The organism is Epilithonimonas hispanica (genome assembly GCF_003385395.1).
Taxonomy (GTDB): domain Bacteria; phylum Bacteroidota; class Bacteroidia; order Flavobacteriales; family Weeksellaceae; genus Epilithonimonas; species Epilithonimonas hispanica.
In genome coordinates, this window is sequence record NZ_QNUG01000060.1 from 1 (window position 1) to 12,036 (window position 12,036).

Genomic DNA, 12,036 nt, shown 5'->3' on the forward strand with positions numbered 1-12,036 from the left:
TAATAATTCGTTAAATATTTGAATTTCAGAAACTTAAATATACGAATTATTACTTTTCATTGCAAATTTTATTTCATTTCTTATCCCGAACTCAGGTTATTTAAAAACTGAAAAACCAATGAATTTAAGATTCAATCAAATCAGAATGCCGGACAATACATTCGACGGACCTTTTACGCAAACAATAGAATACGAAACCAAGCAAAAAGGAGAGTATTGGCTGATATTAGCCAAAAGCAATATGGCAGAAGGAACACCAGTTGGGAAGTTCTTTGTTAAAATAGAGTAGAAAATATAAACCACATAGTCACATAGAATAAATCTTTATTCTTGTTAGTAAAAAAGAGAAAATAGAATGATTAACTATTTTCTCTTTTTGTTTTGAAATTTATAAAAATCTATATGTCTATGTGTTTAAAATCATTTCAAACTTTGTATCGCCAATTTATAACCTTTCATCCCGAATCCGGAAATTACAGAATCAGAACTTTCCGCAGTCACAGATTTCTTCCGGAATTCTTCACGTTTGTAGATGTTACTGATGTGAACTTCTATTTTAGGTTTATTGATATTTTTAAGACAATCTGAAATCGCATAAGAATAATGAGTAAAAGCACCTGGATTAATGACCACAGCTTCGAAATCATCTTCCTGCAAACGGTTAATCAACTCACCTTCGATATTGGATTGATAATAAGAAATTTCATCAGAACCGAATTCATTTTTCAAATACGAAAGATAATCTTCCATAGTAACTGAACCATAGATTTCCGGTTCACGTGTTCCAAGTAGGTTTAGGTTTGGTCCGTTGATGATGAGGATTTTCATTCAGAATATTTTTTCAAAGATATAAAATTAAGGCTGATGCTGAAAACAGTAACCATTGCCAATACTTGTTTTATGCTTGCATCGAGTTCCGCTTTTAATAGTTCCTTTACACTGAACTGTAATTTCTGTTCCAGAAGTCTTTTTCTTTCCAGAACTTGAAATTCTTAAAGTAGAAATGGGTTGACAAATTTTACAAGCCGTTAATCCTTTTTCCAAAGCAGAATTGAGGTCTGTTTTATTGGATGCTTTTTTTACCATTCTACAATTTTCTGTATGATATTTTTGTCCACTCGGCGTATAATAAACTGTTTGGGAGCTAACAAAAATAAAACTGAATAAAAAAAATAGAGTAGAAAGTGACCTCATAATAAGTTGATGTCTATAAATATAAAAAATCCGCAGAAATTTCTGGGGATTTTTAAGATATAGTGCTTGATTTGGTGTAATTATTTACCTAAAAGATTATTAAGACTCTTTTTAGCCTTGTCGATTTCTTCATTGGCTGATTTTTTAGTTTCCTCAGTAGATTTTTTAAAATCTTCTTTTGTTTTTTTTACAAAAGTTTGCAGATTGTCGTTACACAAAATGTATGCCTGAAATGCATTTGATAATAAATAATCGCTAACCAACGAGTTTGTTTCCAGATTTGTATAAAGTTTTGGAATTTCTACAGGTGCGTACTGAATAATTTCTGAGATGTCTACTCTTTTTTTTGCTGCATTAAGATACATTCCTAGTATTTTCGTTTCGCTATTTTCCGATGAAAGATTGGTTACATCCAAAACTTTAACCAAATTTTTCTTTTGATTGATATCTGACAGAAAAGTATTAAGACTTAACGCAATTAAAAAACCTGTAAATGTTGATGTCGACGAGATACAAAACTCGAAGCTTCTTGTTTTTTTGTTCTAGTCCATCGAAAAATTTAGAATTGATGAGGAATAAGGTTACTAGAACCAAAGTGATTGCAATAATGATGTACATATGTGTTTTTTTTCAAAGATATTAAACTAGATAATCCAACAGATTTGATAGATGGATTAGGCGTTGATATTTAAACAAAAAAAATACCTTCAGAAATTTATGAAGGTATTTTAAGTAGCCCGTAGGGGAATCGAACCCCTCTTACCAGGATGAAAACCTGAGGTCCTAACCGATAGACGAACGGGCCAAGTTAATTTTCTTTAGATTTTACTGTGTTATTTAAAATAAAACAGTCTTTAAAAAATACCTTCAGAAAATTAATGAAGATATTTTAAGTAGCCCGTAGGGGAATCGAACCCCTCTTACCAGGATGAAAACCTGAGGTCCTAACCGATAGACGAACGGGCCAAGGACTTTATTTAAGCTAAACCGTTTACGTGCTTAGTTAATTTACTTTTTAAGTTAGAAGCTTTATTCTTGTGAATAATGTTTTTCTTAGCTAATTTATCCAACAAAGAGATAACTTTAGGTAACTGCTCTACTGCTGCAGATTTGTTTTCTTCGTTTCTCAACGCTTTCAACGCTGTTCTTGCAGTTTTGTGGTAGTATCTGTTACGAAGTCTTCTTGCTTCGTTTTGTCTAATTCTCTTTAATGCTGATTTATGATTTGCCATATCGTTCAAATGTGGGTGCAAAGATAAAAACTATTTTTTAATTTGCAAACTTTTTTTTAAAAAATTAAAATTTTGTTTTGCCTAATAGAAACTAATTAACGATTCAATATGATTTTTTAATTACAAAAGATGTTTTATATTTTCTTTCTCCTCTAAGGCGGTGCAAAAGTATGGATATTTTTTAGAATTCAAAATGTTTTTTTTTCTGTTTTTTTAAAGTTTTGATTTTCAGGTAAAAAAAATGAAAGCTTTTTTGAGGAGCTTTCATTTTTGATTTTTTGCTGTAGCCTATAGGGGAATCGAACCGCTGTTGCAAGAAAGAAAATCTTGAGTCCTAACCACTAGACGAATAGGCCATATCTTTTTAAGGACTGCAAAAGTAAATACTTTATGTTTTTTTAGCAAATGATTTTATCTATTTCGATTTTTTCTCGATAATAGTATTGGTTATTCCTTTGCTTTCAAAGTCTTTTTGTGCTTTTACAGCTTTTTCCAAAGTTTTGTATTTACCATAAGTATAATAGAACGTTCCGTTTTCTTTATTTCTGATGATTTCAGGAAGGGTTTTCAATATGTTGGATTTGGAATCTAGTTTGTCTTTTCCAACATAGATTTCGATTGTGTAATAACTGCTGCTTCCTAAAGTCTGATTTGGAACAAAACTAATCGCCATAGAGTTTCGGAAACCTGCATCTTTAGCTGTTTTTAGATTGTTATCTCTTACGGAAGCATAATTTGTTGTTCCGTAATAATATTTATAGAATCCATTTTCTTTGATAGTCAAGATATATTTCAAGCCTTTCAGGGCAGAATCTTCTGTGGTATATTTATTAGGGCTACTCATTAGTAATATTCTGAAGTCATTTTTCAGAGGCTGTTCAACCGGCTTTTCTGGTTCTGGCTCTTTTACATTTCTATCCACCATTTTTTTATAGCTCGTGATAGCATTGAAAATACTTTCAGCAATAGCTTGCTGCCCTTCTTCCGTAGATATATAATGAGCGTCATCGTAATTGTTGACAAAACCGGTTTCAATCAAGATGGAAGGCATTGCGTTCATTCTAAGGACATGAAGGTTCTCTTGCTTTACACCGCGAGACATTCTTTTGTCTTTTTTAACAAAGTTTTCTTCTACCAAACCGCCAATGATAAGGCTTGCTTCTAGGTATTTGCTTTGTTGAATTTTGAGAGCGATGAGAGATTCAGGTGAACTAGGATTGTATGATGCGAAGTTCTCTTTATCTTTTTCATCTAGGAAGATCACATCGTTCTCGGCTTTTGCCACATCTAGATTGGCTTTGTTTTGATTAGGACCTTGTACGAATGTCTCCGTACCTTGTGCAGTTGCGCTTTTACTTGGTGAAGAGTTGACGTGAACTGATATAAAAAGATCTGCTTTGCTTCTATTGGCAAGATCAGTTCTATTGGTTAATGATGGATACTCATCTATTTTTCTGGTGTAGATAACTTTGTAATCTTTGTTTTTTTCTAGCATCCTGCCCAATTTCAGCACAATACCTAGTGTTACATTTTTTTCTTGAACACTGCCGATATCACTATAGTTTCTATTCGCTCCAATATCGCTGCCACCGTGTCCTGCGTCTAGGACTATCGTAAATTTTTTCTGTGAATAAAAGTAACTTAAACTAATAAAAAATGTTAACAGAAAAAAAAATTTATTATAAAGTGTAGGCCTAATCATTTTAATCTTTAAAATTTAATTAATTTTGAACCCAATTTCAGAATGACTGCATTGGCTCGAAGTATTTTCAAAAGTATATTACTAATTTTAAATATCCTAATTTTTAACAATATTTTATCACAAACTGTGCCTAAAAATATTGATAAAAATAATGATGTTGCTGACTCTATAAATATAAGGAAAGACTCTTTAGCAATAAAGAAAGATACCATCATCCCAAAAGAGCAGCTGGATGATGTTGCGAAGATGAAGGCAGAAGGAAAAATTACTTCTTCCATTACAAACAAACAGACTACACTTCACAAAAAAGCTCAGATCATCTATCAGGATATGCAGATAGATGCAGATTACATTAGGTATGAGTGGGAAACTGGGAAAATCTATGCTAGGGGCGAACAAGACGAGAAGGGGAAAATCATAACCCCTGCTATTGCAACGCAAGCTGGGAAGAAATATGAATACAGTGAGGTTATCTATAATACCAAAACTAAGCAAGCAATTGCTTTCAATGCGAGAACGGAAGAAAGTGAGGGGGTGATTGTCGCAAAGAAAACCAAAAAATATAATGACTCGGTCTTTGTGATGAATAATGCTATAATGACCACAGATGAATACTTTATAAAAAAGAAGGATTCTCTTCCAGATTACCATATTTCTGCTAACTATATAAAGCTACTGAAAGGAAAAAAAAACTCACAGGTTGTTACGGGGCCATTTCAGTTTTTTATAGAGCAGGTTCCAACGCCATTGGTTCTTCCGTTTGCCATCTTGCCTTTTTCGGATAAGAGAGCGGCAGGTATTTTGATGCCAAGTTTTGGAGAACGCCAGGATGTTGGTTTCTTCCTGAATGGTCTTGGCTATTATCAGCCTATCGGGGATCATTTTGATTTGAAATTGTTAACAGATATTTATACAAAGGGTAGTTGGAACTTCAAACCAGAACTTAATTATCTTAAAAAGTATAGATACTCTGGGAACTTTGCTGCAGATTATGGTACTACGATTCGAGGTATCAAAGGTTTGGATGACTATTCCAAAGCCAAGACTTTTAGAATTGCGTGGAGGCATTCTCAGGATTCTAAAGCTAATCCATATTTGACTTTCAATGCTAGTGTGGACATTGTAAGTGGACGTAACTTTTATACCAATACGGTTAATAATAGTTATGCTTTCAACGGAAGTGTTCTTAATACACAACAGAACTCGAGAGTCAGTATGACAAAGCGTTTTTTGAAACTCCCTGTTACCATCAATGCGAGTATGTCTTATAGTCAGAATTTTTCAACTGGAAATACAGATATTCGTTTGCCAGAAATGACGGTTGCTATTAATCAATTTTATCTTTTCAAACCCAAAACAGGGGTAAGAACAGGATTGTTGGAAAATATTAATGTGAATACAGGTTTGGCTCTTAGTAATTATGTAACTACGACCGAGAGCGAGGTTTTCAAAAAAGAAATGTGGGACGCTCTGAAAACAGGTGCTAAAAATAATATTTCACTTTCTACCAATACAACGGTTGCCAAGTATTTTACCTTCAGTCTATCGGCTAATGCAGATAATGTGCTTACCACCAAAACATTAGAAAGAAGCTATAATCCTTTGACCAATGCTGTAGAGGATGATTATAAAAAAGGTATCGCGGGATACACCACGTTCTCTACCAGTGCCAGCTTGCAAACAGTTTTGTATGGGCAGAAGCAATTTGGTAAAAAATCACCCATTGTAGCTGTACGTCATATGGTAACACCTAGTATGAGTTTTACTTACTCTCCAGATTTTGGAGCAAAGGGGTGGGGTTATTTTAAGGATTATTCTAATGCCCGAGGAGAGATGACGCCTTATTCTATTTTTGATGGAGGGATCTATGGCGCGCCGTCTTCTGGACTTACACAGAGTGTTGGTTTCAATATTGCCAATAATTTGGAAATGAAAGTCAGATCCAAATCAGACTCTACCGGAGTAAAAAAGGTGAAAATTTTTGAAAACTTAAACGTTTCCGGAGGCTACAACTTTGCTGCAGAAAAAAACAAATGGTCCGTTTTCACGGTTAATGGGCAGTCTTCTTTCTTTAATAATAAATTGAATGTCAATACCAGTCTTACATTAGAGCCTTATAGGATAGCTTTTACGGAAGGTAGTGATACGGGGGTAAGAACAGAGGATTTTGGACATTTTAGTTTGCAAGGCTTCAACATGCAATTGTCCTATCCAATGAGCGAGGCTATTTTTGGAAAGAAAGAAGAACTCTCAAAAAAATATAAGAAGAAGGGAGAAATCAGGAATGAGAATTATTTTTTTGATGATGATAATTATTCCCACTACACCCCAACCTGGACTTTGAATGTGAATGCTAACTATTCCTACACCAGAAGTTTGACAAGGCTTGGAACCAAAGTTGCAACAATAGGATTAGATGGTAGTATAAAACTAACACCCTACTGGAACATCAACGGAAGTACAAACTATGATGTAGAGGCTAAAACTTTGGGTTATACTCGTCTAGGATTTGCAAGAGACCAACGTAGTTTTACGATTACCTTCAACTGGGTCCCATTTGGACAGTATAAGGTTTATGACTTCTTTATCGGGATCAAAGCTAATATCTTGAAAGATGCTGTTAAATATAAAGAGAGAAGTTTTACTCAGCCTAATAGTACTTTTTAGGATTTAAGGAAAATTTATATAGTTTTGTAAAAATTAAAATTAAATAATGAAGAAGATCATTCATACGTCAGAAGCTCCAGCTGCTATCGGACCTTATTCGCAAGCAACCTTGGTTAATGGAACATTATACATCTCTGGTCAGATCCCTGTAGATCCGGAAACTGGAAAGCTGGTAGAAGGTATTGATAAAGAAACGCATCAGGTGATGAAAAACCTAAAAGCGATTTTAACAGCTGCTGATATGAATTTTGATAATGCAGTGAAGGCTTCTATTTTTCTTAAAAATATGGATGATTTTGCTGTGGTGAACGAGATTTATGCTTCTTATTTTAATAATGATCAATTCCCAGCAAGAGAAACAGTACAGGTGTCTTGCCTTCCAAAAAATGTAGATGTAGAAATCTCTATGATTGCTTATAAAGACTAGATGAATTTTCTAAGGAATACATTAGGTGTTTTGGCTGGTTTAACAGTCGCTGCTCTCATTATCACATTAGGGGTGAAGATAGATTCCTCGTGGATTACCTACAAGCAATTTGCGCCTTTCAGCCATTGGGAGTTACTATTGCAATCTGTCCAGGGCAAAGACTCTTTTTATATCGCGCTGCTTTTCTTCGGAGGATTGGGTGTTACGATTGGAGGAGTCGTAACCGCAATGATTGTAAAGTACGCTAAAGTGGCTTATGCAATCCTTATAGGCTTCATCATGTTGTTTATTGCGATGTTGGATATTATTCTCTATCCTTATCATCCTGTTTTTTATAAGATATCTATCTTTTTGATTTTCTTTCCTTTCTCCTGGATTGGCGGTAAGATTACAGAAGTTATTTATAAAAGAAGAGAAAAAAGAAAAAAGCAATTGCTCGTAAAAAATAAAAACCCACAAGCTTAAGTTTGTGGGTTTTCTGTTGTAGTTAGTTTAAATAATTTCTAATAAGCAGTCTCGTGAACTTTCACTGCTCTTCCGCTTGGATCGTTCATCTTTTTGAAAGCTTCATCCCATTCCAAGGCTACAGGTGTTGAACAAGCGACAGATGGTACAGAAGGCACACAGCTTGCAGCAGAATCACTTGGGAAATGACTTTCGAAGATGGTTCTGTATCGGTATTCTTCCTTACTCATTGGTGTATTGATAGGGAATCTGAATTTAGCATTCGCCATCATTTCGTCCGTTACTTCATCTTCTGCAACTTGCTTCAAAGTATCGATCCAAGAATAGCCAACACCATCACTGAACTGCTCTTTTTGTCTCCAAGCAATACTTTCTGGAAGGATGTCTTCAAAAGCTTTTCTAAGAACCCATTTCTCCATTCTTTCAGGTGTTACCATTTTATCTTTTGGATTAATGGTCATTGCAACATCCATAAACTCTTTGTCAAGGAAAGGAACTCGTCCTTCTATTCCCCAAGCCATCAAGGATTTGTTAGCTCTCAAGCAATCATAAAGATGAAGTTTACCTAATTTTCTCACTGTTTCTTCATGGAAAGCCTGTGCAGATGGTGCTTTGTGGAAATACAAGTAACCTCCGAACAATTCGTCGGAACCTTCTCCAGATAATACCATTTTGATTCCCATAGATTTAATCACTCTTGCCAAGAGGTACATCGGAGTGGAAGCTCTGATTGTTGTAACATCGTAAGTTTCCAAATGATAAATAACGTCTTTGATAGCATCCAGACCTTCCTGAACAGTATATTTAATTTCGTGGTGAACAGAACCGATATGATCTGCCGCTTTTCTAGCTGCTGCCAAGTCCGGAGAGCCTTCCAATCCAACCGCGAAACTGTGTAGTCTTGGATACCAAGCTTCTTGCGTGTCACCACTTTCGATTCTTTGTCTTGCATATTTTGCCGTTACAGCAGCAATAATCGAAGAGTCAAGACCGCCAGAAAGTAGTACGCCATAAGGAACATCACTCATCAATTGTCTGTGGACCGCTTCTTCCAGCCCTTTTCTGATAGCAGCGATATCTGTTTCGTTATCTTTTACATTTTCGAATTCTGTCCAGTCTCTTTTGTACCATTTCTGTAACTCTTGCCCGTCTTTGCTGTAAAGAAAATGTCCAGGAAGAAATTCTTCAATTTTGTTACAAACGCCTTCAAGAGATTTGAGTTCAGAAGCAACATAGAAACTTCCGTTTTTGTCCCAACCCATATATAATGGTACGATTCCCATATGATCTCTTCCGATGAGGTAAGCGTCGTTTTCTTCATCATATAATGCGAATGCGAAAATTCCGTTTAGTTTTTCAAGGAAGTTTTTTCCATCTCTTCTATATAATGCTAAGATTACTTCGCAGTCAGATTGAGTTAGGAATTCGTAATCAGGAAATTCAGCTCTTAATTCTTGGTGGTTATATATCTCGCCGTTTACAGCTAATGCTACTTTGTTATCTTTTGTGAATAAAGGTTGTTTGCCCGAGGTTGGATCTACGATTGCTAATCTCTCGTGTGAAAAAATCACATTCTCGTGTTGGTATATACCAGACCAGTCTGGTCCACGATGTCTGATTTTTTTAGACATTTCCAAGATCTGAGGTCTTATTACTTCATTTTTTTGTTTGGTGTCAAACACGCATACAATTCCACACATTATTTTATTTGTTTTTGATTAAAATTATATTGCAAAAATAGATTTGAAATTTTAAAACAAAAATTAATTTTTGTTTTAAGTTTAATTTAGTTCTTAAATAATCTTTTTTGGTTTAATATATTCTTATTTTCAATTAAAAACATCTCCTGTGCTTTATTTTTTATATGTAGAAGTTTGTGTTTTTGTGTTTTTTTCTATGGTATTTATGAAAAAAAGCTTTTAATTTTTGAAAATGTTGAATTATTTAATTGAAATTAATTAATTATGAAAAAATATTTTAGATAAATAAATTTCACTTTTTATTAGGATAAATAATAAAAAATGTACGATTTTTGCACCGGAAATTGTATTGTAGATGTGAAGTAAGTGATTACTTCAAATGCATTTATAATTTTTTTCATCATTTGTGTTTTTGCCCTCTTATTCATAGTAAGAGGGTTTTTTTATTTTGTTTGATTTTGCTAAGCCGTATTTATAATATAACTTTGCAAATAATCTATAAAAAGTAAAAAAATATGTCAACTTACGTAGTTGTAGGTCTCCAATATGGAGACGAAGGAAAAGGGAAGATTACGGATGTTTTATCGGCTAAATCAGACTATGTCGTACGTTTTCAAGGTGGAGATAATGCTGGTCACACGGTTTATGTAGGTGATGAAAAATTTGTATTGCATCTTTTGCCTTCTGGTGTTTTGCAGTGTAAAGGCAAATGTATCATCGCTAACGGAGTGGTGGTAAACCCTAAAGCTTTTGTAAAAGAAATCAATCAGATAGAGAGCAAGGGTCTGAGAACAGATCATGTTTTCATCAGTAGAAGAGCGCACGTAATTATGCCTTATCATATTTTGCTTGATACTTATAGAGAAGAAGAGCAAGGTGGAACGCAGATTGGAACTACGAAGAAAGGAATTGGTCCTTGCTATGAAGACAAAATTGCAAGAGTTGGTATTAGAATGATCGATCTTTTGAATCCTGAAGTTCTAAGAGAAAAAATAGAAAAAAATCTTAAAACTAAAAATTCTCTTTTCGAGAAATACTTCGAGAAACCAACTTTGGATGTTGAAGAAATTTATCAAGAATTTCTTGCTTTGGGAGAATTGTTAAAAGATAGAATCGTTGATACAGAATTGGAAATCAACGAAGCGATAAAAGACGGTAAAAATATCCTTTTTGAAGGAGCACAGGCTTTGATGTTGGATATCGATTTTGGAACGTATCCATTTGTAACTTCATCTTCACCTTCTACTGGTGGTGTTTGTACAGGAGCTGGAGTTCCGCCAACGGCTTTGCAGAATCTAATAGGTGTTGCAAAAGCTTATACAACTAGAGTAGGAAATGGTCCTTTTCCAACAGAATTAGATAATGAACTAGGAGAAAAAATCAGACAGATCGGTTTCGAATTTGGTGCAACTACAGGAAGACCAAGAAGAACAGGTTGGCTAGACCTAGTTTCTCTGAAACATGCTTGTATGGTGAATGGAATTAATAATCTGGTAATTACAAAATTAGACGTTCTTACAGGTATTCATCCTTTGAAAATTGCTACAAAGTATAAAACAGAAGATGGTAAAATTATTGATTACTTTACATCTTCTACAACCAAATTGTATGATTATGAACCAATCTACGAAGAATTGGAAGGTTGGGACGAGGATATTACTAATGCAAGATCTTATGATGAACTTCCTGTAAATGCTAAAAAATACATCGAGTTTATCGAAGAGCATTTAGGAATTAATGTTTACTTGGTTTCTGTTGGACCAGAGCGTTCTCAGAATATCATTAGAAAAGAATTATTCTAAGCAATAATATATATAATTACTAAGCCAGGAGATTTCCTGGCTTTTTTTATTAACAAATTTTAACTTTTTATAATCAATTTTGGAATCATAATTGAAAATACCTTTTCAATAATTCACATTTTGTGAAAAAATAAACGATAATGAAAAAGTTATTTGTAACAGGTTTTGCAGCAACTTTAATATTATCTTCTTGTAACAAAGACGAAAAGTTGCAAACAGCTTCCTTGGAACAGCAGAAGCTCGATTATCAAGTAAGACAAATTGAGTTAGAAAAACAAAAACTCGCTATAGAAAAAGAAAAAATATCTTTTGAAAAACAAAAAGACAGTCTTAATAAGATAGAAGAGGAAAAAGAAGCAGAAAGAAAAGCCGAAGCTAATAGCTAAGTTTTCGTTGCGTGCGCAGCACGAACAATGAAAACCTTGTTGAACGGAAGCTTCGGGAGCTTTTTTCAGCATTATGGGTTTATCGACGGAAAATTTTAAAGAGATACAGGAGACTTCGGGAAGAGTCTCTTTTTTTGTGACTAATATTGGTGTTTTTTCACGGTTTTATCGTGTTTTCCTTCACTTTTGGGCATAAAATCCCTTACCCAAAATGCTAGATTTTAGGCTTTTCAAAGTTTCGGCTCATCTCCAAAAACCAACTTGGCGGACCTCGAAGATCGAACGTGGCAATCGTTACCAAATTTCCAACTTTACAACAACTACATTTCGGCTGAAAAGCTTTTGGCGGAAGCTTTTCTTTGGGCTGGATGCCTAATTTTTGTTGTAGATTTTTAAGCTTGATACGCTTCCAGGTGCTGCTCAAAAAACCATAATGACGGATTTTTACAAATCTTTTCGGT

At 34.3% G+C, this 12,036-nt stretch carries 12 protein-coding genes, 3 tRNA genes and 1 pseudogene; 6 read left to right on the plus strand and 10 right to left on the minus strand.

Annotation, left to right across the window (positions count from 1 at the left end; all coding sequences use genetic code 11):
• The first annotated feature begins 118 nt into the window (after window positions 1-118).
• Complete coding sequence (locus DRF58_RS18425; protein WP_157966748.1) at window positions 119-289, plus strand: hypothetical protein; 171 nt, start codon at window positions 119-121, stop codon at window positions 287-289.
• Between the two features lie 131 nt (window positions 290-420).
• Here the strand turns inward: DRF58_RS18425 and aroQ are convergent, their stop codons facing one another.
• From aroQ to DRF58_RS16620, 8 genes are all read right to left on the minus strand, one after another.
• Window positions 421-828 (minus strand): type II 3-dehydroquinate dehydratase, encoded by a 408-nt coding sequence (gene aroQ / locus DRF58_RS16585; RefSeq protein WP_116037004.1) that lies wholly within the window; start codon window positions 826-828, stop codon window positions 421-423.
• A 27-nt stretch (window positions 829-855) separates the two neighbouring features.
• Entirely contained in the window at window positions 856-1,086 is a 231-nt protein-coding gene (locus DRF58_RS16590; RefSeq protein WP_123902438.1) for a DUF5763 domain-containing protein, read from the minus strand.
• A 188-nt stretch (window positions 1,087-1,274) separates the two neighbouring features.
• Entirely contained in the window at window positions 1,275-1,622 is a 348-nt protein-coding gene (locus tag DRF58_RS16595; protein WP_116037007.1) for a hypothetical protein, read from the minus strand.
• Window positions 1,623-1,927: 305 nt separating this feature from the next.
• Window positions 1,928-1,999, minus strand: a tRNA-Glu gene (locus DRF58_RS16600).
• A gap of 89 nt (window positions 2,000-2,088) precedes the next feature.
• Window positions 2,089-2,160 (minus strand) — tRNA-Glu (locus DRF58_RS16605).
• A gap of 11 nt (window positions 2,161-2,171) precedes the next feature.
• Window positions 2,172-2,426 carry a 30S ribosomal protein S20 gene (gene rpsT / locus DRF58_RS16610; RefSeq protein ID WP_116037009.1) on the minus strand — a complete coding sequence of 85 codons (255 nt, stop codon included), beginning with the start codon at window positions 2,424-2,426 and terminating at the stop codon, window positions 2,172-2,174.
• 284 nt (window positions 2,427-2,710) lie between these two features.
• Window positions 2,711-2,782 (minus strand) — tRNA-Glu (locus DRF58_RS16615).
• 59 nt (window positions 2,783-2,841) lie between these two features.
• Window positions 2,842-4,128, minus strand: a complete 1,287-nt coding sequence (locus DRF58_RS16620) for an N-acetylmuramoyl-L-alanine amidase family protein (RefSeq protein ID WP_116037010.1) — start codon at window positions 4,126-4,128, stop codon at window positions 2,842-2,844.
• Between the two features lie 42 nt (window positions 4,129-4,170).
• Here DRF58_RS16620 and DRF58_RS16625 point away from each other — a divergent pair, with 42 nt between their 5' ends.
• From DRF58_RS16625 to DRF58_RS16635, 3 genes are read left to right on the plus strand one after another with little or no spacing between them, the layout of a single operon-like run.
• Window positions 4,171-6,795, plus strand: a complete 2,625-nt coding sequence (locus tag DRF58_RS16625; RefSeq protein ID WP_116037012.1) for a putative LPS assembly protein LptD — start codon at window positions 4,171-4,173, stop codon at window positions 6,793-6,795.
• A 46-nt stretch (window positions 6,796-6,841) separates the two neighbouring features.
• On the plus strand, window positions 6,842-7,222 hold the full coding sequence (locus tag DRF58_RS16630) for a RidA family protein (protein ID WP_116037014.1): 381 nt from the start codon (window positions 6,842-6,844) through the stop codon (window positions 7,220-7,222).
• Entirely contained in the window at window positions 7,223-7,687 is a 465-nt protein-coding gene (locus DRF58_RS16635) for a hypothetical protein (RefSeq protein ID WP_116037015.1), read from the plus strand.
• Window positions 7,688-7,725: 38 nt separating this feature from the next.
• Here the strand turns inward: DRF58_RS16635 and asnB are convergent, their stop codons facing one another.
• The gene (asnB, locus tag DRF58_RS16640) at window positions 7,726-9,387 is read right to left on the minus strand and encodes an asparagine synthase B (RefSeq protein ID WP_116037017.1); all 1,662 of its coding nucleotides are present in this window, start codon (window positions 9,385-9,387) and stop codon (window positions 7,726-7,728) included.
• A gap of 515 nt (window positions 9,388-9,902) precedes the next feature.
• Here asnB and DRF58_RS16645 point away from each other — a divergent pair.
• Entirely contained in the window at window positions 9,903-11,189 is a 1,287-nt protein-coding gene (locus DRF58_RS16645) for an adenylosuccinate synthase (protein WP_116037018.1), read from the plus strand.
• A gap of 140 nt (window positions 11,190-11,329) precedes the next feature.
• Window positions 11,330-11,575: a hypothetical protein gene (locus DRF58_RS16650; protein WP_116037020.1), complete on the plus strand. Its 246-nt coding sequence runs from the start codon at window positions 11,330-11,332 to the stop codon at window positions 11,573-11,575.
• A gap of 214 nt (window positions 11,576-11,789) precedes the next feature.
• Here DRF58_RS16650 and DRF58_RS16655 read toward each other — a convergent pair.
• Window positions 11,790-12,036 (minus strand): annotated as a pseudogene (locus DRF58_RS16655) (IS91 family transposase); the annotation flags it as partial.

Bases quoted from the DNA above. Each gene is read 5' to 3' on its own strand.
- DRF58_RS18425 (WP_157966748.1), top strand. From the start codon at position 119: ATGAATTTAAGATTCAATCAAATCAGAATGCCGGACAATACATTCGAC.
- aroQ (WP_116037004.1), bottom strand. From the start codon at position 828: ATGAAAATCCTCATCATCAACGGACCAAACCTAAACCTACTTGGAACA.
- DRF58_RS16590 (WP_123902438.1), bottom strand. From the start codon at position 1,086: ATGGTAAAAAAAGCATCCAATAAAACAGACCTCAATTCTGCTTTGGAA.
- rpsT (WP_116037009.1), bottom strand. From the start codon at position 2,426: ATGGCAAATCATAAATCAGCATTAAAGAGAATTAGACAAAACGAAGCA.
- DRF58_RS16620 (WP_116037010.1), bottom strand. From the start codon at position 4,128: ATGATTAGGCCTACACTTTATAATAAATTTTTTTTTCTGTTAACATTT.
- DRF58_RS16625 (WP_116037012.1), top strand. From the start codon at position 4,171: ATGACTGCATTGGCTCGAAGTATTTTCAAAAGTATATTACTAATTTTA.
- DRF58_RS16630 (WP_116037014.1), top strand. From the start codon at position 6,842: ATGAAGAAGATCATTCATACGTCAGAAGCTCCAGCTGCTATCGGACCT.
- DRF58_RS16635 (WP_116037015.1), top strand. From the start codon at position 7,223: ATGAATTTTCTAAGGAATACATTAGGTGTTTTGGCTGGTTTAACAGTC.
- asnB (WP_116037017.1), bottom strand. From the start codon at position 9,387: ATGTGTGGAATTGTATGCGTGTTTGACACCAAACAAAAAAATGAAGTA.
- DRF58_RS16645 (WP_116037018.1), top strand. From the start codon at position 9,903: ATGTCAACTTACGTAGTTGTAGGTCTCCAATATGGAGACGAAGGAAAA.
- DRF58_RS16650 (WP_116037020.1), top strand. From the start codon at position 11,330: ATGAAAAAGTTATTTGTAACAGGTTTTGCAGCAACTTTAATATTATCT.